22 protein-coding genes and 1 pseudogene are annotated in these 22982 nt (G+C 30.2%); 12 read left to right on the top strand and 11 right to left on the bottom strand.

What is annotated here, in order from left to right:
- Nucleotides 1-33 precede the first annotated feature (33 nt).
- Entirely contained in the window at nt 34-705 is a 672-nt protein-coding gene (gene tsaB / locus ABY298_RS05425) for a tRNA (adenosine(37)-N6)-threonylcarbamoyltransferase complex dimerization subunit type 1 TsaB (RefSeq protein WP_372744995.1), read from the top strand.
- Between the two features lies 1 nt (nt 706).
- On the opposite strand, the gene ABY298_RS05420 is transcribed toward tsaB, so the two are convergent.
- From ABY298_RS05420 to ABY298_RS05400, 5 genes are all read right to left on the bottom strand, one after another.
- Nucleotides 707-1387, bottom strand: coding sequence for a hypothetical protein (locus ABY298_RS05420; RefSeq protein WP_372744994.1), 681 nt, complete (start codon nt 1385-1387; stop codon nt 707-709).
- Nucleotides 1388-1462: 75 nt separating this feature from the next.
- The gene (locus ABY298_RS05415; protein WP_372744993.1) at nt 1463-2269 is read right to left on the bottom strand and encodes a mechanosensitive ion channel family protein; all 807 of its coding nucleotides are present in this window, start codon (nt 2267-2269) and stop codon (nt 1463-1465) included.
- Between the two features lie 10 nt (nt 2270-2279).
- Nucleotides 2280-2636, bottom strand: a complete 357-nt coding sequence (locus ABY298_RS05410; protein ID WP_372744992.1) for a DUF1304 domain-containing protein — start codon at nt 2634-2636, stop codon at nt 2280-2282.
- Between the two features lies 1 nt (nt 2637).
- The gene (locus tag ABY298_RS05405; protein WP_372744991.1) at nt 2638-4683 is read right to left on the bottom strand and encodes a thioredoxin domain-containing protein; all 2046 of its coding nucleotides are present in this window, start codon (nt 4681-4683) and stop codon (nt 2638-2640) included.
- A gap of 148 nt (nt 4684-4831) precedes the next feature.
- Nucleotides 4832-5032, bottom strand: coding sequence for a dodecin family protein (locus ABY298_RS05400; RefSeq protein ID WP_372744990.1), 201 nt, complete (start codon nt 5030-5032; stop codon nt 4832-4834).
- 124 nt (nt 5033-5156) lie between these two features.
- On the opposite strand from ABY298_RS05400, the gene ABY298_RS05395 reads away from it, so the two are divergent.
- Together ABY298_RS05395 and ABY298_RS05390 are read left to right on the top strand one after the other, a co-directional pair.
- Entirely contained in the window at nt 5157-5900 is a 744-nt protein-coding gene (locus ABY298_RS05395) for a DUF2490 domain-containing protein (RefSeq protein WP_372744989.1), read from the top strand.
- A gap of 280 nt (nt 5901-6180) precedes the next feature.
- Nucleotides 6181-6930, top strand: a complete 750-nt coding sequence (locus ABY298_RS05390; protein WP_372744988.1) for a slipin family protein — start codon at nt 6181-6183, stop codon at nt 6928-6930.
- Nucleotides 6931-7016: 86 nt separating this feature from the next.
- On the opposite strand, the gene ABY298_RS05385 is transcribed toward ABY298_RS05390, so the two are convergent.
- Nucleotides 7017-8204: a pyridoxal phosphate-dependent aminotransferase gene (locus tag ABY298_RS05385; RefSeq protein ID WP_372744987.1), complete on the bottom strand. Its 1188-nt coding sequence runs from the start codon at nt 8202-8204 to the stop codon at nt 7017-7019.
- Nucleotides 8205-8214: 10 nt separating this feature from the next.
- Nucleotides 8215-9312, bottom strand: a complete 1098-nt coding sequence (locus tag ABY298_RS05380) for a fatty acid desaturase (protein ID WP_372744986.1) — start codon at nt 9310-9312, stop codon at nt 8215-8217.
- Between the two features lie 147 nt (nt 9313-9459).
- Here ABY298_RS05380 and rsmG point away from each other — a divergent pair, with 147 nt between their 5' ends.
- Entirely contained in the window at nt 9460-10086 is a 627-nt protein-coding gene (rsmG, locus tag ABY298_RS05375) for a 16S rRNA (guanine(527)-N(7))-methyltransferase RsmG (protein WP_372744985.1), read from the top strand.
- Between the two features lie 295 nt (nt 10087-10381).
- Here the strand turns inward: rsmG and pruA are convergent, their stop codons facing one another.
- Nucleotides 10382-12097, bottom strand: a complete 1716-nt coding sequence (gene pruA, locus ABY298_RS05370) for an L-glutamate gamma-semialdehyde dehydrogenase (RefSeq protein WP_372744984.1) — start codon at nt 12095-12097, stop codon at nt 10382-10384.
- Nucleotides 12098-12203: 106 nt separating this feature from the next.
- On the opposite strand from pruA, the gene ABY298_RS05365 reads away from it, so the two are divergent.
- On the top strand, nt 12204-12905 hold the full coding sequence (locus ABY298_RS05365; protein ID WP_372744983.1) for an NRDE family protein: 702 nt from the start codon (nt 12204-12206) through the stop codon (nt 12903-12905).
- Here ABY298_RS05365 and ABY298_RS05360 read toward each other — a convergent pair.
- From ABY298_RS05360 to ABY298_RS05350, 3 genes are all read right to left on the bottom strand, one after another.
- Nucleotides 12902-14050, bottom strand: coding sequence for a DUF3667 domain-containing protein (locus ABY298_RS05360; protein WP_372744982.1), 1149 nt, complete (start codon nt 14048-14050; stop codon nt 12902-12904). The genes ABY298_RS05365 and ABY298_RS05360 overlap by 4 nt on opposite strands.
- Nucleotides 14051-14057: 7 nt before the next feature.
- Nucleotides 14058-14444, bottom strand: coding sequence for a Co2+/Mg2+ efflux protein ApaG (gene apaG, locus ABY298_RS05355; protein ID WP_372744981.1), 387 nt, complete (start codon nt 14442-14444; stop codon nt 14058-14060).
- Nucleotides 14445-14505: 61 nt separating this feature from the next.
- Entirely contained in the window at nt 14506-15750 is a 1245-nt protein-coding gene (locus tag ABY298_RS05350; RefSeq protein ID WP_372744980.1) for a type IX secretion system plug protein domain-containing protein, read from the bottom strand.
- 192 nt (nt 15751-15942) lie between these two features.
- Here ABY298_RS05350 and ABY298_RS05345 point away from each other — a divergent pair, with 192 nt between their 5' ends.
- From ABY298_RS05345 to ABY298_RS05315, 7 genes and pseudogenes are all read left to right on the top strand, one after another.
- Nucleotides 15943-17292, top strand: a complete 1350-nt coding sequence (locus ABY298_RS05345; protein WP_372744979.1) for a Na(+)-translocating NADH-quinone reductase subunit A — start codon at nt 15943-15945, stop codon at nt 17290-17292.
- A gap of 4 nt (nt 17293-17296) precedes the next feature.
- Nucleotides 17297-18496 carry an NADH:ubiquinone reductase (Na(+)-transporting) subunit B gene (locus tag ABY298_RS05340; protein ID WP_372744978.1) on the top strand — a complete coding sequence of 400 codons (1200 nt, stop codon included), beginning with the start codon at nt 17297-17299 and terminating at the stop codon, nt 18494-18496.
- Nucleotides 18497-18499: 3 nt separating this feature from the next.
- Entirely contained in the window at nt 18500-19246 is a 747-nt protein-coding gene (locus ABY298_RS05335) for a Na(+)-translocating NADH-quinone reductase subunit C (protein WP_372744977.1), read from the top strand.
- 3 nt (nt 19247-19249) lie between these two features.
- The gene (locus ABY298_RS05330; protein ID WP_372744976.1) at nt 19250-19894 is read left to right on the top strand and encodes an NADH:ubiquinone reductase (Na(+)-transporting) subunit D; all 645 of its coding nucleotides are present in this window, start codon (nt 19250-19252) and stop codon (nt 19892-19894) included.
- Nucleotides 19895-19966: 72 nt separating this feature from the next.
- The gene (nqrE, locus tag ABY298_RS05325; RefSeq protein WP_372744975.1) at nt 19967-20713 is read left to right on the top strand and encodes an NADH:ubiquinone reductase (Na(+)-transporting) subunit E; all 747 of its coding nucleotides are present in this window, start codon (nt 19967-19969) and stop codon (nt 20711-20713) included.
- Nucleotides 20714-20715: 2 nt separating this feature from the next.
- Nucleotides 20716-22026: an NADH:ubiquinone reductase (Na(+)-transporting) subunit F gene (gene nqrF / locus ABY298_RS05320; RefSeq protein ID WP_372744974.1), complete on the top strand. Its 1311-nt coding sequence runs from the start codon at nt 20716-20718 to the stop codon at nt 22024-22026.
- A 95-nt stretch (nt 22027-22121) separates the two neighbouring features.
- Nucleotides 22122-22982, top strand: a pseudogene (locus ABY298_RS05315) (hypothetical protein); the annotation flags it as partial.

The following is a 22982-nucleotide window of genomic DNA, read 5'->3' as shown; positions in this document are numbered from 1 at the left end:
TAAGTATATTTGCCTTTTAAAAGAGAAAACATTTTGGCATATATTTTAAATATTGAAACGGCTACAAAAAATTGTTCGGTTAGTTTAGCAAAAGATGGAGAAATTGTAGCTTTAAAAGAATTAAATGAAGGAGGTTTTTCACATGCTGAAAAATTACATGAGTTTATTTCTGAGGTTATTAACATAGCTAATATTTCTTTTTCAGAGTTAATAGCTGTAGCGGTTAGCAAAGGTCCGGGTTCTTATACTGGACTAAGAATTGGTGTTTCAGCTGCTAAAGGGCTTTGTTTTGCATTAGATATTCCATTGATATCCGTAAATACTCTAACATCATTGGCGCATTCTGTTTCAATTTCAGACGGATTTAAAATTCCTATGTTAGATGCCAGAAGAATGGAAGTGTATGCTGCTGTTTTTGACGCAAATAATACTTTAAAGGAGGATGTATCTGCCACTATTATTAATGAAGATTCTTTTAAAGAATTTTTAGATAAGAATAATGTTTACTTTTTTGGAGATGGAGCAGATAAATGTAAAGATATTTTAGCGCATAAAAATGCGTATTTTATAGATAATAAATTTCCATCTGCGCAAGATATGGCTTTACTATCTTTTGAAAAGTACAAAAAAAGCGACATTGAAAATGTCGCCTATTTTGAGCCTTTTTATTTAAAAGATTTTGTTGTAACTACTTCTAAAAAGTAAATTAATTTAAAGCGTTGTAATATTTAAAAAGCTGAATTAAATCATCAGTACTTTTTAATTTTAATTTATTCTTTTTTGCATACTTTTCAACTTCAACGGCTTTACTAGAAAATAAATTTAAAATATCATTTTTTCTGTCTGGCAACTCGCTTGCTTCTTTGTTATTGTAACTTATATACAACTTATCTTTTAATTGTTTTAAGGTTGGAGGTTGATATTTGTCATAACCTGTTTTAGCTTTAACTTCTTCAAAAAATTTAATTCTTTCTTTAGCTAATAAGGATATTTTATCACCGTTAAATAAAACAACAAAAAAACCTAGAATGTTTTTATTATCATCTTCATAATTTAATACTTTGTATGTTTTGTCTATTGCTTTAAATGAAATTGTGTAATCTAATTTTTTAATTAAACGATAAAAATTATTATTTTTTTTACCTTCCATTTCATCTTTATAGGCATTATATCGAAGGAAATATGTTTCGTTATTATCTGAAAGTTTAGCAGGTAAAAAGGCATCATTAATGTAGCTACTTCCTACTAATCCTTTATCACCATAATCAAACGATGTTATTGTTACGGAATTTTTAAGCATTTGATCACTCTCTGTGGTTTGACTGTAACAAGAAACACCAATAACAGTAATACTGAATAACATACAGTTTTTTATAAATTTTAGCATTATAAAATATTTAGTAATCTATTTAAATAATAAAGCATTCTTTTTGTAAGTTTTTTGTTGAAATACATAAAACTTTTACTTTTTAATTTCAACCATATGAGGATATGGAATTTCAATTCCTTCTTTATCTAAGGCTAATTTAACTTCTTCAGTTATTGCAAAGTAAACAGTCCAGTAATTTTCTGGAGTAGCCCAAGGTCTAACTGCAAAGTTTACAGAGCTATCGGCTAAAGCAGACACATTAACTGTAGGAGCTGGATCTTTTAATACATTTGGATTGCTATTTAAAACATTCATAAAAACGTCCTTCGCTTTTTTAATGTCTTCACCATATCCAATTCCAAAAGTTAAATCCACACGTAATTTTCCTTCCTCAGTATAGTTTTTAATGTTTCCGTTAGATAATGTTCCGTTTGGAATAATTGCTAATTTATTTCCTGGAGTAATTAATTTTGTTACAAAAATTTGAATTTCTTTTACTGTACCAATTTCACCTTGAGCTTCAATTAAATCACCTACTTTAAATGGTTTAAAAATCATAATTAAAGCACCACCAGCAAAATTTGCTAATGAACCCTGTAATGCCAAACCAACAGCTAAACCTGCGGCTCCTAAAATGGCAATAAATGATGTGGTTTCTACACCTACTTGAGAAATTGCAGTTATAAACACCAATATTTTTAAAGCCCAACCTAATAAATCTCCTAAAAATTTTTGTAGCGTTATGTCAATTCCTTGTTTTTCCATTATTTTTTTGGAAACTTTCACAAGTTTTTTAATAAGCCACAATCCAATTAATAAAATTAAAATTGCAACAACAACATTTACTGCATATTTTCCGATAAATGTTAATGCCAAATTAGCATATTTTTGATAATCCATAGTTATTTATTTATAAAATTAAAGTTAATATTCCTAGTATTGCTGGTATTGCCTGTACATAAAAAATCTTTATGTTCTTTGTTGTGTACGACCCATAAATTCCGGCCAAGGTCACACAAATTAGGAAAAAAGCAGCTAATTCTTCAAAATTAGTTTTATGTACTAATGCCCAAATTAATCCGGCTGCTAAAAAGCCATTATATAAACCTTGATTTTTAGCTAAGGTTTTTGTTATTTTAGCTTCTTCTAATTTCATTCCAAAAGCTTTTAATCCTCTTGGTTTGTCCCAAAAAAATAGCTCTAAAATCATAAAGTAAATGTGTTCAAAAGCTACTAATGCCACAAAGAAAATTTGTAAATATTTCATATTAAAACGTTATTTTTAATTGAGCTAATGCTTTTTCAGTTTCCTTTTCTGGAAGTTTACAAGCGTTATTAACACAAACATAAATATAGGTTTCTTTTTCTGTAAATCTGCCTTCTAAAAGTGGTAAATTACTTTTTAAAACACTTCCTGAAATTAATTTATTTGGAATATAATTTTTATGAATTTCAAGTGCTTTTGCTAAAGCATCTTTTCCTAAAATTGCTATTTCGTAAAAATTACCTGCAAAATTGCAACCCAATTGTAACCAATTAGAAGCACCAGAACCATATTTTTCTGCTCTGTCTTTTACATTTTGAAGCATTTGTTTACTTACTTTTAAATAGTAACCGTTAGTGTAAAAATGACTAAGTAAAAATAGGTTTTTAGCCATAATAGAGTTTGAAGCAGGAATTACATTGTCTTCAATTTCCATTTTTCTAGTAATTAAATTAGAATCTTCATCAGAAGTAAAATAAAACATAGAAGTTTCGGAATCAAAAAAGTGATCAAATGTGTAATCTGTTAATTGTTTTGCGTTTACCAACCATTTTTCATTTAAGGTAACTTCATATAAAGCTATAAAAGCGTCAATTACAGTTGCATAATCTTCTAAATATCCGTTGATAGTACTTTTGCCATTTTTGTAAGAATGGTGTAAGTTTCCGTTTTCTTGTAGTTGTTTAGCCAATATAAAAGTTGCATTTTTAATAGCAATTTCTAAAAAATGAGGTTCGTTAAAAACCTTATAAGCATCTATATATCCTTTTAACATTAAGGCGTTCCAAGAAGTTAAAGATTTATCATCCAATCTTGGTGTTTCCCTTTTATTGCGTTCTTTTAATAAAGTTTTCTGCCAGTATTTTACTTTTTCGGTCAATTCTTTTTCTGAAATATTATAATTTTCCGAAATTTCCTTATCCGATTTCTTTCTAATAAGCACATAATTATCATGTTCCCAAAATCCGTAATAATTCACATTATAAAATTCAGAAAACTGGTTAAAATCGTTTCCTAAAATAGCTTTTAGCTCACTAATTGTCCAAACATAATACGCACCTTCTTCTAATTTTCCTTTTGCATTTATACTATCAGCATCTAAAGATGAATAAAAAGCACCTTCTTGGTTTGTTAATTCACGCTCTATAAATTCCAGTGTTTGGTAAACAATGTTTTTATATAACTCATTTTTAGTTGCTTGGTAGGCTTCTGAATATAAGCTTACTAATTGACCATTATCATATAGCATTTTTTCGAAGTGAGGAACGTGCCATTTTTTATCTACCGAATAACGAGAAAAACCGCCACCAATTTGGTCGTAAATTCCGCCATACGCCATATTTGTGAGCGTTGTATTTGCGTACTCTAAAATAGAATTGTTATTGGCTTGTGTTCCATATCTCAATAAAAATTGATAGTTATTTGGCATTGGAAATTTTGGAGCTCCAGTTCGTCCTCCTAAGTCAAAATCCATATACAATTGCCATTTATCGGTAATTTGTTGAAGGTTTAATGCCGAAAATTCAAATTCATTATTGTTTAAAGTTATCAAATCGGAATTTTTTATGCCTTCCGTTAATTTTACCGCATAATTAATAACATCGTTCGGTTTTTTAGCATACATTTCACTAATTTGAGTTAGAGCATTTATCCAGTTTTCTTTTTGGAAATAGGTTCCTCCCCAAACAGGTCTTCCATCGGGCAACGCAACACAGTTTAGTGGCCAACCACCGCTGCCAGTCATTAATTGTACGGAATTCATATAAATTTGATCTATATCTGGACGTTCTTCTCTATCTACTTTTATATTCATGTAGTTGGCATTCATAACCGCAGCAACTTCTTCATTTTCAAAACTTTCGTGTTCCATAACGTGGCACCAATGGCACGATGAATATCCTATTGAAATTAGAATTAATTTATTTTCTTTTTTTGCCAATTCTAAAGTTTCATTATTCCAAGCATACCAGTTTACCGGATTATGAGCGTGTTGTAATAAATAAGGACTAGTTTCATTTATTAAACTATTGGTAAATTTATGTTTGTTCATTGGTTTTTTGGTTTGATTTTTAAAGCTAATTAGTGAACTTAAATTAATACAATAAAAAGCTTATTTATTAATAGTAGTATTTAAGTAAAATTACAAAAAAGAAAAGCGCTTTTTTAAAAGCGCTTTTAAATAGTATTAAATATGTTGTTTATTTAACTTCAAATGTAATTTTAACATTCACACGAAATTCGGAAACTTCGTTATCATTAATAACCACACTTTGCGATTGTACAAATGCAGATTTTATGTGCTTAACACTTTTAGATGCGTGTTCTACTGCATTTTTTGTGGCTTCTTCCCAACTTACTGTTGAACTTGCCATTACTTCAATTACTTTCATTACTGCCATAACTATTTATTTTTTTGATTAATAATCTTAAATATACCAATTTTAAATCAAAATATTTGTTTAACAAGTCTTAATCCTATGTTAAAATAATATATTTACTAGCTGAAAAAACACTTTTAATTGTATGAAAACTATCTGGTTAAAATTTTTAATTTTTATTAGTATTGCTGGTTTAAACGCACAAACAACTGTTTTAAAAGATAAAGGTTCTTGGTTAACGCTAACTAACAACTTTAAACTATCTGATAAGTTTTCTATTACCAATAGTACGCAATTGCGAACGGTTGATTTTTTACAGAAAAAACAAGCCTTTATTTTACAACCAGGTGTTAGTTATAAATTAAATAACCATGTGAGCGTTGGAGCTGGATATTTACGATATACTTTTTATCCAAATGGTCAATTACATTCACCAATAAAAAAATATGAAAACAGAATTTGGCAAAACTTAATAGTAAATTCAGCTATTGGAAGTGCAAAATTAAACCAACGATTTGTTTTTGAACAACGTTTTAAAGATGATGTTGTTCTAATTTCTGATGATGAATATGCAATTGATGGAGTTTCTTATTCACAAAGAATTAGATACCGAATAGAAATAACCACCAATTTACTGAAATTAAAAAACGATAAAGTTATTTACGGAAGGCTCTCTAATGAAACCCGAATTAGATTTGAAACGGGTTTAACCGAACCTGATTTTGATCAAAATAATTTTGCTGCATTGTTGGGTTATCAATTAGCTGAGAATTCTAAAATTTGGGCTGGTTATGGAAGGTATTACTACAAATCGAACGCAACAAAATTTGTGTCTAATGATATTTTACATGTAACCCTTAGTTACGATTTAGATTTAACTAAAAAGTAATCATAAAAAAGCGCAACTGCTAATTAATTGGCAATAGCTTAATTAAAGAAGTTACCAATTTAATTTAGTAATAACAGTTATTAAAATTCAAATAAACTTTTTTTGATTTCATTTAGAAATGTTGTAAATTTAAGAGGAATCATATAGCCTTTTAAAAAGCATAGAAACTTTCTTATTAGGCAAAGCAAATTACTTTGAAAAGTAAATTTTCTTAATTGTTATTTTCATTTTTTACGAAAATTTTACACACGCCCCACTTTATTAACTTAAAAGATTTCTTATGAACCCAACATTATTATTTACAGGATTAATTGTATTGTTTTTACTAAGTGGTATACGTATTATTTTCGAATATAAGCGTGCATTAAAATTTAGATTTGGTAAATATGTTAAAACACTTCAGCCAGGGTTTAGGTGGGTAATTCCTGTAGTTGAAACCATTCAAATAGTGGATATTAGGGTAATTACAATTAATATAATTTCTCAGGAAGTTATGACAGAAGATAACGTTCCGTGTAGTATTGACGGAGTGGTTTTTTTTAAAGTTAGTAACCCTGAAAAAGCTGTTTTAGAAGTGGAAGAATACAATTTTGCTATATCTCAATTAGCGCAGGCAGCATTAAGAGATGTTTGTGGTAAAGTTGAGTTAGATACCATTTTGTCTAAGCGAGAGGAAATGGGTAAAAACATAAAATCTATTGTTGAACATGAAACAAAAGATTGGGGAATTGATATTATTGATGTAAAAATTAAAGATATTCAATTACCAGAAAATATGAGACGAATGATGGCAAATCAGGCAGAAGCGGAACGTTCAAGAAGAGCACGAATTATTTTAGCTCAAGCCGAAGAACAAGCTGCAGGAAAACTATTAGAAGCAGGTAAATTAATTGATCAATCTCCATCGGCAATTAAATTAAGATTGTATCAAACCTTAGCAAATATAGCTTCTGAAAAAAATTCAACAATACTGTTTCCGTTCCCTGAAGAGGTATTACCAAGAAAGAGAAGAAAAGAGCCTAAAAAATAATATTCTAAAATATATTGTAAATAGTATATTAAACAAAAAAACCGAAACATTAGTTTCGGTTTTTTTAAGTTTTTGAAAAATTAAAATTAGCTAACTGCTTCTTTAAATCTTTTCATTGCTTCACGTAATTGTTTTTCGGAAGCTGCGTACGATATTCTTAAACAAGTTGGCGCTCCAAAAGCATCACCGGTTACCGTTGCAATATTGGCAACTTCTAATAAAAACATAGAAAAATCACCTGCATTTTCAATTTTATAACCTTTAATGGTTTTACCAAAAAATGCAGAAACATCTGGAAACACATAAAAAGCTCCACCAGGAGTATTACATTTTACGCCATCAATTTCGGCTAACAATTCTAAAACAATATCTCTACGTTTTTTAAACTCATCAACCATATATTGAATTTTAGAAACTGGAGCATCTAATGCAGCAATTGTAGCACGTTGTGCAATTGAATTTGCTCCAGATGTAATTTGTCCTTGTAATTTGTTACAAGCTTTTGCAATCCATTCTGGCGCTCCAATATATCCAATTCTCCAACCTGTCATAGCAAATGCTTTTGCTACTCCGTTTACAGTAATTGTTCTATCGTACATACTTTCAATAGAAGCAAAACTAAACATTGGTTCTCCGTAATTTATGTGCTCATAAATTTCATCGGACATGATATAAATATTCGGGTATTTTTCAATTACTGCGGCCAAAGCTCTGTATTCAGCTTCAGAATAAACAGTTCCACTTGGGTTGTTTGGCGAGTTAAAGAAAATCATTTTTGTTTTAGGTGTAATTGCAGCTTCTAATTGTGCAGGAGTAATTTTAAAATCTTGCTCAACGGTAGATGGAATTTCTTTGAAGGTTGCTTCTGCTAAAGTTGATATTGCAGAATAACTTACCCAATATGGTGCTGGTAATAAAACTTCATCACCTGGATTTAATAATACCATTGCTATGTTTGCAATAGATTGTTTTGCTCCTGTAGAAACTACAATTTGACTTGGTTTGTATTCTAAGTTATTATCACGTTTAAATTTTCTGCAAATAGCTTGCTTTAAATCTAAATAACCATCAACTGGGCTATAGGTGCTGTAATTATCATGAATGGCTTGTATTGCAGCTTCTTTAATAAAATCAGGAGTATTAAAGTCGGGCTCACCTAAACTTAAACTAATAATATTTTTTCCTTGTTCTTTTAATTCTCTTGCTTTAGCAGCCATTGCTAAAGTTTCCGAAACTGGTAAACTGTTAATTCTGTTGGATAGTTGATCGTTCATAACATAAAATTTAAGAATACGTTGGTTCTGTGCCTAACGTTTTTAATTGATTAAAATGTTCTTTAATTGCTTTTGAAAAGGTTTTATACTCGTTGTATGGTAAATTAAATTCTAGTGCTGTTTCTTTTACAATTTTAGCTATTTTTCCATAATGAATATGCGAAATATGTGGAAAAATATGATGTTCTACTTGGTGGTTTAATCCACCTGTGTACCAAGATATAAATTTGTTTGTTGGTGCAAAATTAGATGTAGTGTACAATTGATGAATTGCCCAAGTGTGCTCTAAATGTCCTTCCGTATCAGGAATTGGCATTTCGGTTTTAGGAACTACATGTGCTAATTGAAAAATTAAACTTAAAATCATTCCAGCAGTATAATGCATCACAAAAAAACCTAACAATACTTTCCACCAAGCAATGTCTAAAACTATTAGCGGAAGTACAATCCAAAGTAAGTAATAAATAATTTTAGTAATTATTAAAATTGTCCATTCAGTAGTTGGATTTGGAAACTTACCGTAAGAAAGTTTGCGTTTTAAATAACGTCTCATTTGTTTAAAATCGGTAGTAATTGCCCAATTAATAGTTAATAAGCCGTATAAAAAAATAGAATAATATTTTTGAAATTTATGAACCGGTAACCATTTTGCGTGTTTAGAAAAACGAATAATTCTGCCAGCATCAATATCTTCATCGTGGCCTTGAATATTGGTAAAAGTATGGTGTAAAACATTGTGTTGAACTTTCCAGTTATATACATTTCCAGCTAAAATGTATATACTACTTCCCATAATTTTATTTACCCATTTTTTATTTGAAAAAGATTCATGATTACTATCGTGCATTACATTCATACCAACGCCCGCCATACCAATTCCAATAATAACAGTTAATAATAATAAAGCCCATTGAGGCATTGGAACAGTTAATATTAATACAAGTGGAACTAAAAATATGCTGAACATAATAATAGCTTTAGTGTATAGTTTCCAGTTACCAGTACGTTCAATATGATTATCCTTAAAGTACGAATTAACGCGTTTATTTAAAGTTCGAAAAAATTTAGCTTTATCAATTCTAGAAAAGCTTATTGTATTGTTAATCATAATAATATATGTGTTGATAACTCTAAACGCTCCAAAATTAAGCCATTTATGTTCTGAAAAAGAAATTTTATGATAAAAATAACATTTTTTGAAAAGATGTTAATTTAATTTTAGAAATACTAATTTTGCAAAAATCAAATATAAACAATGGAAACCATCTTAAAATACTTTCCTAATTTAACTGATATTCAAAAAGAACAGTTTGGTAAATTAGAAGCACTTTATAAATTTTGGAATGAACAAATTAATGTTATTTCAAGAAAAGATATTGATGAAATTTATACACATCATGTATTGCATTCTTTGGGAATTGCTAAAGTACAAAGCTTTTTACCAAATTCTAAAGTGTTAGATATTGGTACTGGCGGAGGTTTTCCAGGAATTCCATTGGCTATTTTATTTCCAGAATCTGAATTTTATTTGGTGGATTCTATTGGAAAAAAAATAAAAGTAGTTAATGAAGTTGTTGCTGCTTTAGGATTAACAAATGTAAAAGCTGAAAATAAAAGAGCTGAATTGGTAAAAGAGGAGTTTGATTTTATAGTTAGCCGTGCTGTTACTAATATGAATGACTTTGTAAAATGGACCAAAGGAAAAATTGCTAAAAAGAATCGTCACGATTTAAAAAATGGAATTTTATACTTAAAAGGAGGCGATTTAACAGAAGAGTTACAAAGTTTTACCAATGCAACACAATATAATTTAACCGATTTTTTTGAGGATGATTTTTTTGAAACTAAAAAAGTAGTGCATATTCCTCTGAAAAAAAGATGATTTTTATCATAAAATAAGCAAATTATATAAGATATATTTGTTTAATAAATTTGAAATAATGGCGAAAGCAAAGCAATGTATAGTTTGTAAAAAAGATTCAACGGAGACTCCGGTAACGAAATTTTATTATCAAGAAAGCAATTTTTATATATGTCCACAACATATACCAGTGTTAATTCATAACCCTCAGGAGTTAATAGGGTTGTTGCCGGATGCCGATAAATTACAAAAAGGATAATAGAATATTTAAACAATTAGTAAAGAAAAACCCGCCATTTGGCGGGTTTTTTGATTCTTATTTAAATCTGCTTTTTAGGTCTTTTCCTAATTCTTTTAGTTTTTCAACAGCACTTTCAACTTCTTTTTCTACAGTTTCAATAGTGCTTTCTTGTAAAAACGGATATCTGTAATCTGTTGGCGGTACAAAAGTTTCTTTAATTGTACGGTTACTTACCCAACGCAATAAATTCCAAACAGAACCGGCTTTATCATTTGTTCCAGAACCACGAGCACCACCAAAAGGTTGTTGTCCAACTACAGCTCCTGTTGGTTTATCATTTATATAAAAATTACCAGCAGCGTTTTCTAATTTGTTTGTTGCAATATCAATTACATATCTATCGCCGCTAAAAATAGCACCAGTTAAAGCGTACTCACCAGTTTTATCAACTAAATCTAAAGATTCTTGCCATTTTTCATCTTCATACACATAAATTGTAATTATAGGCCCAAATAATTCCGTACACATGGTTTCGTACATTGGGTTTGTGGTTACAATTACAGTTGGCTCAATAAAATATCCAACAGAATCATCATATCCACCACCTACAATTATTTCTGCATCAGCATCTTTTTTAGCTTGATCTAGATATCCAGATAATTTTTTAAAAGCTCTATTATCAATAACAGCATTTATAAAGTTAGATGTATCTTCTGGCGATCCCATTTTAAAGGATTTTACATCTTTAATAACTGCTTCTTTAATTGCAGGCCATAAACTTGCAGGCATATAAGCTCTTGAAGCTGCAGAACATTTCTGACCTTGATATTCAAAAGCACCTCTTGAAATGGCTGTTGCAACTTCTTGTGCATTAGATGATGAATGCGCCCAAATAAAATCTTTACCACCAGTTTCTCCAACTATTCTTGGGTATGTTTTATAAGTATTCATGTTTTTACCAATGGTTTCCCAAAAACTATTAAATACTGGTGTAGATCCTGTAAAGTGAACGCCTGAAAAATCTGGACTATTTAAAAGCACATCTGTAATCATTGCTGAATTACCGGTTACCATATTTATTACACCATCTGGTAATCCTGCAGCTTTAAATAATTCCATAATTACTTGTGCAGAATATACTTGAGAACTTGCAGGTTTCCATATAATTACATTTCCCATTAACGCAGGTGCAGCAGGTAAATTTCCTGCAATTGCGGTAAAGTTAAAAGGTGTAATTGCATACACAAATCCTTCTAACGGACGGTATTCCATACGGTTCCAAATGCCAGGAGAAGATTGTGGTTGATTGCTGTAAATTTCGGTCATAAATTCTACGTTAAAACGTAAAAAGTCTATTAATTCACATGCTGAATCAATTTCGGCTTGATATACATTTTTAGATTGCGCAATCATTGTAGCCGCATTCATTTTATAACGGAATGGGCCTGCTAATAATTCAGCTGCCTTTAAAAAAATAGCAGCTCTGTGTTCCCAACTTGTTGCTGCCCATTTTACTCTTGCCTCTGCGGCTTTTTTAACTGCTAGTTCTATATGTTCTTTATCTGCAGTATGGTACTTTCCTACGCAATGTTTGTGATCGTGTGGCGGATGAATATCAACAGTATTTCCAGTTCTGTATTCTTTTCCACCTATATAAAAAGGAATGTCAACTTGCTGGTTAAACATTTTTCTATACGTTTCAATTAAAGCCTTGCGCTCGGCACTTCCCGGAGCATAGGTTTTTACTGGTTCATTTACTGCTTTTGGTACATTATAAAATCCTGAAGCCATGATGTTATTTTTTTAGTTTTTTTCAGTTAAATTTGCTTACAAAGTTACAAAAATCGATTTACTTTTTTTGCTGTAAACTAATACTGAATATACCAATTTTAATAGCATGTGTACTGTTACTTTTCTTCCTACAACTAAAAATAATTTTATTTTAACCTCTAATAGAGACGAACAGAGAACGCGGGAAACATATTTTCCAAGCAAGTATGTTGAAGATGGAATTGAGATGCTTTTTCCAAAAGATAAAACTGCTGGAGGAACTTGGATTGGTGTTAGTAATAACAAAAGGTTGGTTTGTGTTTTAAATGGTGCGTTTGTAAAACATACACCAAAAGATTCTTACACTAAAAGCAGGGGTGTTATTGCAAAAGATATTTTAAAATCAGCAAATTTTGAAAAGTTTATTCATGAAATAGATTTGAGTTTTATAGAGCCCTTTACTATGGTAATTGTAGATTGGAATAATAATAGTTTAAATTTGTTTGAATTGATTTGGGACTACAATCAAAAGTATTTTAATAAACTTAAAAATGAACCTAAAATTTGGTCTTCGTCAACGTTATATTCTGTTGAAGCAAAAGCATTAAGAAAAACGTGGTTTGAAAAATGGAAAGCAACTAATGAAATTTCTCAAGAATCAATTTTAAATTTTCATCATTCAGAAATAGGAGATAAAGAGCAATCAATTTTAATGAAACGTTCTTATGTAGAAACCGTGAGTATTACTTCGGTAGAAAAAATAGCAAGTACTGTTAAAATGAGTTATGAAGATGTTGTTAACTCTAAAAAAGTTGAGGTTGTATTTTAGCCGGCTGCAAAAGTTATAACGGAAATAATTATAAATCCGATACTCGCCAAAAGCATATAAAAACTATGTAAAATAATAAATTTTAAAATGGTTTTTAATCTGCTCTGTTTATAAAAATTACGCAATGCTTTGTATAAATAAAATGTAAAAAGCACTATAAATATAAACGAAAACCCATCTGTTTTAGTAATTAAACTTATGATATAAAAAATTGCTAATAGTAAAAAAAACACTGTTTGTACGTGAAATACAAATATTAAATGCTCTATATAAGTATATTTTCTTCTGAAATAAACCAAACTTAAGAATAAGGTGAATATAGGTAAAAATATAAACAGTGAAATTGACACATAAGAAGTTAACGTTTTAAAAAACTCTTTTAATCCTTCTTCTTTGTATTTTTCAAAATTTTTATTGCAATTAACTGTTAATTGGTAATATGTTTTATTCCAAAATGTTTTTTCGTACCCCAAACTATCTATAGCTATAGATGCCGAATATTTTGGAAAATTGGTATAATAATGATGAAAATCTTGAATTCTGTTTACAACACTTATTTTTTTAGACGTATCTTTTTTTATAAAATACTCATATTCCTTTTTATTTACAATTGAATCGTTTTCAATATTTAAGGCTTTATTAAAATCTGTAATTATGTTGGTTTTTGATAAATCTATTTCTTCAGCTTTTACAAGTTCTTTATTTAGGTTTGTTAAAGCCGAATCTAGTTGTTTGTTGTTGTTTTGATGTAAAGAATCAATAGGAGTTTGGAGTGTAATTTTATTGTTAATAGGTTCTGTATCAAATTTAGATGAAATTCCTATGATTAAGAAAAATATAATGGAAACATTTAAATACAATTGAAACGGATTAACAAAACGTGCGCGTTTTCCTTCAATATATTGTTTAGAAATTATTCCGGGTTTAGTTAATAAAGGAATAAACGTTTTCCAAAATCTGGAATCGTATGATAAAAACCCTGCAAATAGGCTGTTAATAAAATTTCCAAAAGTAAGTTTATTAGTTGTGTTTTTTTGTCCGCAGTAAGAGCAAAAATTTTCGTTTCCGGTTAAAGGCTGACCACAGTTTAAACATTCTAAACCTTTTTTTTGGTTTGAATAATTTTTTTTTAAACTGAATTTCATAGTACTACTAGTTATGAATATTAGGTACCATTAATTGAAATGTTGGTATGTAAACTTTAAATATTTTAGAAGTAGTAAAATTTATCATTTTATAATAACCTTTCATAGCGCCAATTGGTGAAGTTAAAAAACAATTAGACCCGTAAGTATGTATTTGTGATGGTTTTAAAATTGGTTTTTGACCAATTACACCTGAGCCTTCAACAATTTCAAGGTTATTTAATGAGTCAAATATTTTCCAGTGACGTTCCAATAGTTGAACAGTATCATTACTTTGGTTTTCAATAGTTACTTGGTAACTAAAACCATAGTATAATTTATAATTTCTATAGCTTGTGCCTTCAAAATTAGAAATTACAGAAATTTTAATACCGTTTGTTACTTGTTGTACCATAGTAACTTAATTTAGAATTTTTTTAGTTATACCAAAGATAAGAAATTTTTGAAAAAAACTGCTAATTGTTTAGTTTTTCAGAATTAGCAAATCCCACTCCAATTACCTGTGTGTATCTATTTCCAAAACCTTTATAATAAATTAGCACGGTATAATCGTTTTCGGTTTTATGAAATGAGCCATCAATATCATAATTGCTAATATAGCCAGCTTTATTTTTGGTTACGTATTGGTAATTATAAAAACCTTGTTTTAGTAAAATGGCAACTTCATATAATCCTGTTTTTGGATTGTAAGTTAATTTATTTAAATCATTCAATTCCCAATTGTTGTAGCTGCCACTTACATAAATATCTTTTCCGTCTAAATTTTCTAAGCAACTTAAAGAAAAATGAACCCAACTGTAATCAGCATCGGTATTTGGAGTATCACTGCTTAAATTTCTAATTATAAAATTTCCATTTACATCTTCAAACAATGTATAAGGCCTATTAATACGCTCTTCGTTGGTGTATAAGTACGTATGGTATAAACCTTTTTCCAATTCTGCTCTTACAATGTTTAAACTTGAATTTCTGATAGATTTAGAATCGAAATATAAAAACTCATTTCCGCCGTAAAAACTTGTTTCTTTGTTGTATTTGTATAATAATTCTGTGCCTCTGTAAAATTGAGGTTTTAAACCCATAATTGCAGTTTGCCAATTATTATTTTGAAGAATTACTGGACGAATTTCTTCACTTGGATTGTTAATTCTAAAATTTGAATTATTAATAGTAAATTCAATAGATTGTTTACTGTTTATGGTTGAAATATCTCTGCTTCTATAAACTGCTGCGCCAACTGTAACTTTAGATTCATACACCACAAATGCTCTTTTAAAAACAACTTGCTCATCTTCATTTAAAACAGAAATAATATAATTTCCAGAGATTTTAAGTTCTGTATTTTCATTAGGGATTGTTACCGTATAATTTGTAAATGGCTGTAATGTATTAAAGGAATTTTCATAATCAAGAATTCTATCTTCAGCATAGCCATTAACAAATTCCGATTCTAATAAATTGGAAACGGTCCAATCAAAATCGCAATGTTCAATTTTATAATAATACGTATGCTCATCAGCGTTTAAATCGTCAAATGTTAATTGAATATTTTCGCCTAATTTAATAATAGGCGCATAGGAATTTGTTGTGGTTGGTTTTAGTATAACTGTTTTAATATTATCTGGTTGGGGAAAATTTAGTTGGCAGTAACCAACATTAAAAATGAATATTAAAAAGAAAAATGGAATTAGTTTTTTCAAAATAAAATAAATTAGGTTTTTAGATTAAACTCAATATTTATACCAAAATATGATTGTAAATATACTAAAACCGAATATGATTATTGTTTATTACAACCTTTGCGTAAAAAAATTATTGAAAAAACACCTAAGCTAAGGTTGAAATTGTTATTTTTGCACCGTTTTTTAGTTACTATCAAATATACATAAAATATGTCAAAAGACATTCGAATTAAAAAAGGGCTGGATATAAAGCTAAAAGGTGATGCTGAGAAGGTTACCGAGAATGCTTTATCCTCAAATGTGTTTACATTAAAGCCAGAAGATTTCCACAGTATTATTCCTAAATTATCAGTAAAAGTTGGTGCTAAAGTAAAAGCTGGTGAAGCCGTTTTTTACAATAAAGCTAATGAAGAAATGAAATTTCCTTCGCCAGTAAGCGGTGAGATAGCTGATATAATTCGTGGTGAAAAGAGAAAAATTTTAGCAATTAAAATAAGTGCTGATAAAGATCAACAATTTGTAGACTTTGGTGCAAAAGACCCAAAAGCTATGAATGCCGATGAAATAAAAAGTCACTTGTTAGCAGCAGGTTGTTGGCCATTTATAAAACAGCGACCGTATGATGTAATTGCGAATCCTAATAATTTGCCAAAAGCTATTTTTATTTCGGCATATGCAAGTGCTCCTTTAGCAGCTGATTACGATTATACTTTAGTCGGAAAAGAAAAAGAATTACAAGCTGCAGTAACTGCAATAAGCAAACTTACTTCAGGTAGTGTGCATGTTTCTGTAGGGAAAAATTCTAATTCTCCTTTAGCAGGATTGGATAATATTAGTTTGCATAAAGTTTCAGGGCCACATCCATCAGGTAATGTTGGTACACAAATTGCAAAAATAAATCCAGTAAATAAAGGTGAGGTAGTTTGGACTATTAATCCTCAAGATTTAGTAATAATTGGAGAATTGTTATTAACAGGAAAGTTTAATGCAGAGCGTATTATAGCTCTTGTAGGTTCTTCAGTTGAAAAACCAAAATACTATAAAACAGTATTAGGCGCTAATATTTCTTCTATTGTTGAAGGAAAATTAAAAGGTGATAATAATAGAATTATCAGCGGAAATATTTTAACTGGTAAAGCTAAAAGCTTAAAAAGCAGCTTAGGTTATTACGATAATATGATTACTGTAATTTCTGAAGGAAACGATTATGAATTGTTTGGATGGACAGTACCTGTTTTCAATAAAATCTCTACTTCAAGAGCATTAACTTTTTCTTGGTTAACACCTAATAAAAAATTCGACTTAAATACCAATACCAATGGAGAGCATAGAGCTTTTGTTGTAACTGGAAATTATGAAGAAGTTTTTCCATTAGATATTTATCCAATGCAAATTTTAAAAGCTTGTTTGTATAAAGACTTAGATGAAATGGAACAATTAGGAATGTATGAAGTTGCTCCAGAAGATTTTGCCTTAACTGAATTTGTTTGTGTTTCTAAACAGCCACATCAAGAAATTATTAGAAAAGGTTTAGACTTAATGTTAAAAGAAATAGGATAAAATTATGGGATTAAAAGAAAAATTACATAATATAAAAGAAAAGGGAAAAGATAAAAAGTGGTTACCTGCTTTTAGTGCTATTCATACTTTCTTATATACTCCAAATGAAACAACGCATTCTGGAGGCCACGTTAGAGCTGCTGACGATTTAAAAAGAACAATGAACACAGTGGTATTAGCCTTAATACCTTGTTTAATTTTTGGAATGTTCAACACAGGGTTTCAACATTATGTGGCATTAGGTCAGCCAGTTGAATTCTTATCAATGGATGCATTGTTAATTGGTTTAATTAAAGTTTTACCATTAGTAGTTGTATCATATGTTGTTGGTTTAGGAGTTGAATTTATTTTTGCAATAATAAAAGGACACGAAGTAGAAGAAGGATACCTAGTAACCGGTATGCTAGTTCCATTAATTGTTCCTGTAGATATTCCATTATGGATGTTAGCAGTAGCAGTTATTTTTGGTGTTGTTATTGGTAAAGAGGTATTTGGAGGAACTGGGATGAATATTTTAAACCCAGCACTAACAATACGTGCTTTCTTATTCTTTGCATATCCAACTTGGATGAGTGGTGATAAAGTTTGGGTGCACGGTGCAACTCAAAGAGCAAGCGATATTGCTGCAGGAGCAAACTTAGATGCTATATCTGGTGAAACTGTTTTAGGAACTTTAGCACAAGGTAAAGAAGTTTTGTACTCTGTTTCGGACATGTTCTTTGGTTATATTCCAGGTTCAGTTGGAGAAACTTCTACATTTTTAATTTTACTAGCTGCTTTATTTTTAATTTTTACAAAAATTGGAAGCTGGAGAATAATGTTATCAGCTACTCTTGGTGCCTTGGTAATGGGATTAATATTTAACAGTGTTGTTGATGCAGGAATTATTGGACAAGGAAGTAAGTTTTATGGCTTAATGAGTACCGAATTTTGGCATCATTTATTAATTGGTGGATTTGCTTTTGGTGTAGTTTTTATGGCTACAGATCCTGTAACAGCTTCTCAAACTAATAAAGGAAAATGGATTTATGGATTTTTCATTGGGTTTATTTCAATTTTAATTCGTGTATTCAACCCAGCATACCCAGAAGGTGTAATGTTAGCAATTTTATTGATGAACGTATTTGCACCAACAATTGACCATTACGTGGTTCAAGGTAACGTTAAAAGAAGATTAAAACGTTTAAAAGTAAAAACAGCATAAGAAATGGCAATTAATACAGATAAAAACTCATATACAGTACTATTTGCAACTGCAATGGTGCTTATAGTTGGAGCTTTGTTAGCTTTCGTATCCTCTAATTTTAAAGAGCAAATTACAGAAAATAAGCGTATTGAAAAGCAACAAAATATATTATATGCTTTGGGTGTAAATGAAAATGATGAAACTAGTGTTGAATTTGTTTCAAAATCAATAGTTGGTCAAGAATTTAAAAAATACATCACAAAACAATATGTAATAACTGGTACAGATGCAGTTGAAGATCCAAATGCATATTTAATAGATATCAAAAAAGAAGAAGCAGCAGCTAAAAACCCTTCATACAAAAGAAGACTTCCTTTATTTGTTGGAGAAAAAGATGGTGAAACATTTTACATTGTTCCTGTTAGAGGAAAAGGATTATGGGATGCCGTGTGGGGATATGTTGCAATTGATAACCAACTGGTAGTACAAGGTGTGTTTTTTGATCACGCAGGAGAAACGCCAGGTTTAGGATCAAACATTAAAGAACGTTTTTTTATGGATGATTTTAAAGGAGAACACTTTTTAGATGGTGATACCTTTAAAGGAATTACTGCAGCAAAAGGAAATGCAGATCCAAAAAATAACGACAAAACAGACTGTGAAGTAGATGCAATAGCAGGAGCTACAATTACTGGTGATGGTGTTTCGGCAATGCTTAAAAAAGATTTACAATTGTATTTACCTTATTTAAAAACATTAAAACAATAATTTATGGGACTTTTATCAAAAAAAGACGCAAAATTAATAACTGATCCGTTAGCAGATAATAACCCAATTACTATTCAAGTATTAGGTATTTGTTCAGCACTTGCAATTACAGCAGATTTAAAAGCTTCTATTGTAATGTCTATAGCGGTAATGTTTGTACTTGGACTAGGAAACGTGGTAATTTCATTAATGAGAAACATAATTCCTTCAAAAATTAGAATTATTGTTCAATTAATTGTTGTTGCAACTTTAGTAATTATTGTTGATATTATTTTGAAGGCTTTTGCTTATGAATTAAGTAAAACGTTATCAGTTTTTGTTGGTTTAATTATTACAAACTGTATTATTATGGGACGTTTTGAGGCTTTTGCTTTAGCAAACGGTCCTTGGAGATCGTTTTTAGACGGAATAGGAAACTCTGCTGGATATGCTTTTATTTTAATAATTGTTGGTTTTTTTAGAGAATTATTAGGATCAGGAACTTTATTAGGAATTAAAGTATTAGGTGATCCTATTGAAAAAACTGGAGTGTATGCTTACGGTTACGAAAATAACGGATTTATGTTACTTGCGCCAATGGCACTTATAACATTAGGAGTTATTATTTGGGTGCAACGTTCAAGAAATAAAGCATTAATAGAAAATTAAAAATTAGTTCAAAGTAATTAGGTAGAAATAAATTAGCTCAACCTAATATCTGAAAACTAAAAACTAAAATATATGGAACATATAGAATTATTTTTTAAAGCAATATTCATAGACAATATGGTATTTGCAACATTCTTAGGAATGTGTTCGTACTTAGCCGTTTCTAAAAAGGTGTCAACAGCAGTTGGATTAGGAGCTGCAGTTATTTTTGTAATGGCTATAACTGTACCGTTAAACTGGTTATTAGATCAATATCTATTACAAGAAGGCGCTTTAAGCTGGTTAGGTGAAGAATATGCAGAATACGATTTAAGTTTCTTATCATTTATTATGTTTATTGCAACCATTGCAACAATGGTACAATTGGTAGAAATAATAGTTGAGAAATTTTCGCCTGCTTTGTATAACTCATTAGGAATATTTTTACCTTTAATTGCTGTAAACTGTGCAATTTTAGGAGGGTCATTATTTATGCAATCTCGTGAAATTCCTACTTTAGGTTTAGCGTTTAATTATGGAATCAGTTCAGGAATAGGATGGTTTTTAGCTATTTTAGCAATTGCAGCTATTCGTGAAAAAATTAGATATTCAAATGTACCTGCTCCTTTAAGAGGATTAGGAATTACATTTATTATTACAGGTTTAATGGCTATCGGATTTATGAGTTTTGGTGGAATGCTTACAGGTGGTGATGAAAAAGAACAAACCGAAACAGCTTCTGTTGAAGTAGTAGCTCCTGCTAAAGAAGTAATCGCTATTGAAGAGGTTGAAACTGTAATAGACAGTACAACAATTAACGAACCTGAAATTATTGAATAAGGATGATATTAGCAGTAAACACAATCGGAATAATTATAGTTACAGTTGTGGCATTTTTAATTATTACACTTTTATTAGTAACACTTTTATTAGTAGTAAAACAAAAATTATCGCCTTCTGGACCTGTAAAAATTAGAATTAATGGTGAAAAAGAAATCGAAGTTCCATCAGGAAGTTCGTTACTTTCAACATTAGGAAATGCAAAAATATTTTTACCATCGGCTTGTGGTGGTGGTGGAACTTGTATTCAATGTGAGTGTCACGTAAATTCAGGTGGAGGTGAAGCATTACCTACAGAAACGCCGCATTTTACAAGAAAAGAATTGCAACACGGTGCTCGTTTAGCTTGTCAGGTAAAAGTAAAACAAGACATGGATATTACCATTCCTGAAGAAGTATTTGGTATTAAAAAATGGGAAGCTACTGTTGTTAGAAATTATAACGTAGCATCATTTATTAAAGAATTTGTAGTTGAAATTCCTGAAGACATGAACTACAAAGCTGGAGGATATATTCAAATTGAGATTCCAAGTTGTGAAATCGATTTTAAAGATATGGATATTACAGCACATCCAGAAGAGCACGAAACTCCAGATAAATTCCAAATGGAATGGGATAAATTCGGTTTATGGGATTTAAAAATGAAAAATACTGAATTAGTAGAGCGTGCATACTCTATGGCTTCTTACCCTGCTGAAGGAAGAGAAATTATGTTAAATGTACGTATAGCTACGCCACCTTGGGATAGAGCTAAAAATGGTTGGATGAGTGTAAACCCTGGGGTTGCATCTTCTTACATTTTCTCTCGTAAAAAAGGTGATAAAGTTACCATTTCGGGTCCTTATGGAGAATTCTTCATTAATGAATCTGATGCTGAAATGTTATATGTTGGAGGTGGAGCAGGTATGGCACCAATGCGTTCTCACTTATATCATTTATTCAAAACATTAAAAACTGGAAGAAAAGTAACATATTGGTACGGTGGACGTTCTAAACGTGAGTTATTTTACTTAAAACATTTTCATGATTTAGAAAAAGAGTTCTCTAACTTCAAGTTTTACTTAGTATTATCAGAGCCAGCACCTGAGGATAATTGGGTGAATAAAAAAGATGCTGATGATTTAGAGGGAGATGGATTTACTGGATTTGTGCATCAAGCTGTAATAGATGAGTACTTATCTAAACACGAAGCACCTGAAGATTTAGAATTATATTTCTGTGGACCTCCATTAATGAACAAGGCTGTTCAAAAGATGGGAGAGGACTTTGGATTAGCTGATGAAAATATTAGATTTGATGATTTTGGTGGGTAATTAACTCATTTTAAATAACATAAAAAGCAAAAACCAACATGAAAATGTTGGTTTTTGCTTTTTATCAATTATATTAGGGCAAAAATAGTATTGTCATGAAAACAACTAGCACTCAAATTTTAATGATAGTTATGATGTTTTTTTTGAGTTTTTATTCAAATGCTCAAAAAAAAACAAATGCAAAGCCTTCAAATAATAATCAATCTAAAATTAATTATACGGTTACCGAAGAGAATAAAAGAGCAATACAAGAAACAGGTTATGTTCGATGTTTAACTGTAGAGAACGAAATAGCCCTTCAAAATGAATATCCTAACCGGTATACTAATAATGAGTTTGAAAAATGGATTAGTCCTAAAACTGCTGAGTTAAAAGCTAAACGACTTTCAGGAAAAAATCAAGAAGCTACAATAGTTTATAATATACCAGTAGTTATTCATATTGTACATAACGGCGACGCAATTAATACTATTGGAAATATTGTAGGTGAAAATATTTCTGATGCCCAAGCAGCATCGCAAATAGAAATAATGAATCAAGATTTTAGAAGAATGAATAATACTCCTGGTGGTGCAAATACTACAGGATTGGCAGTTGATGTAGAAATTAATTTCTGTTTAGCAACACAAGATGAAAACGGATTACCAACATCTGGTATTATTAGACATAATATAACTCCGTATAGTAACAATGTTGCTAACGATGCCGATGGAGCAGACTGGGAAACAAGGGCAGATGTAGAGTTAATGAAAGCAAATACCCAATGGGATCCTACAAAATACCTAAATATGTGGACATTTAGAGCTGGAGGTAAAGATTTAAGTAAAGGTGGTTTAAATGGCTTGTTAGGGTATGCGCAGTTTCCAAGTGCATCTGGTTTGGATGGATTAAATGATAATGAGGGCTCTGCAAGCACAGATGGTGTAGTTGCTAGTTTTGATGCTTTTGGTTCTATT

The organism is Lutibacter sp., from assembly GCF_041596795.1.
In the GTDB taxonomy this organism is placed as follows: Bacteria; Bacteroidota; Bacteroidia; order Flavobacteriales; family Flavobacteriaceae; genus Lutibacter.
Note: the sequence above shows the minus strand (reverse complement) of the source record. Positions and strands in the feature narration are given on the sequence as shown.

Coding starts and splice junctions, on each gene's coding strand:
- ABY298_RS05420 (WP_372744994.1), bottom strand. CDS start 1,387: ATGCTAAAATTTATAAAAAACTGTATGTTATTCAGTATTACTGTTATT.
- ABY298_RS05415 (WP_372744993.1), bottom strand. CDS start 2,269: ATGGATTATCAAAAATATGCTAATTTGGCATTAACATTTATCGGAAAA.
- ABY298_RS05410 (WP_372744992.1), bottom strand. CDS start 2,636: ATGAAATATTTACAAATTTTCTTTGTGGCATTAGTAGCTTTTGAACAC.
- ABY298_RS05405 (WP_372744991.1), bottom strand. CDS start 4,683: ATGAACAAACATAAATTTACCAATAGTTTAATAAATGAAACTAGTCCT.
- ABY298_RS05400 (WP_372744990.1), bottom strand. CDS start 5,032: ATGGCAGTAATGAAAGTAATTGAAGTAATGGCAAGTTCAACAGTAAGT.
- ABY298_RS05395 (WP_372744989.1), top strand. CDS start 5,157: ATGAAAACTATCTGGTTAAAATTTTTAATTTTTATTAGTATTGCTGGT.
- ABY298_RS05390 (WP_372744988.1), top strand. CDS start 6,181: ATGAACCCAACATTATTATTTACAGGATTAATTGTATTGTTTTTACTA.
- ABY298_RS05385 (WP_372744987.1), bottom strand. CDS start 8,204: ATGAACGATCAACTATCCAACAGAATTAACAGTTTACCAGTTTCGGAA.
- ABY298_RS05380 (WP_372744986.1), bottom strand. CDS start 9,312: ATGATTAACAATACAATAAGCTTTTCTAGAATTGATAAAGCTAAATTT.
- rsmG (WP_372744985.1), top strand. CDS start 9,460: ATGGAAACCATCTTAAAATACTTTCCTAATTTAACTGATATTCAAAAA.
- pruA (WP_372744984.1), bottom strand. CDS start 12,097: ATGGCTTCAGGATTTTATAATGTACCAAAAGCAGTAAATGAACCAGTA.
- ABY298_RS05365 (WP_372744983.1), top strand. CDS start 12,204: ATGTGTACTGTTACTTTTCTTCCTACAACTAAAAATAATTTTATTTTA.
- ABY298_RS05360 (WP_372744982.1), bottom strand. CDS start 14,050: ATGAAATTCAGTTTAAAAAAAAATTATTCAAACCAAAAAAAAGGTTTA.
- apaG (WP_372744981.1), bottom strand. CDS start 14,444: ATGGTACAACAAGTAACAAACGGTATTAAAATTTCTGTAATTTCTAAT.
- ABY298_RS05345 (WP_372744979.1), top strand. CDS start 15,943: ATGTCAAAAGACATTCGAATTAAAAAAGGGCTGGATATAAAGCTAAAA.
- ABY298_RS05340 (WP_372744978.1), top strand. CDS start 17,297: ATGGGATTAAAAGAAAAATTACATAATATAAAAGAAAAGGGAAAAGAT.
- ABY298_RS05335 (WP_372744977.1), top strand. CDS start 18,500: ATGGCAATTAATACAGATAAAAACTCATATACAGTACTATTTGCAACT.
- ABY298_RS05330 (WP_372744976.1), top strand. CDS start 19,250: ATGGGACTTTTATCAAAAAAAGACGCAAAATTAATAACTGATCCGTTA.
- nqrE (WP_372744975.1), top strand. CDS start 19,967: ATGGAACATATAGAATTATTTTTTAAAGCAATATTCATAGACAATATG.
- nqrF (WP_372744974.1), top strand. CDS start 20,716: ATGATATTAGCAGTAAACACAATCGGAATAATTATAGTTACAGTTGTG.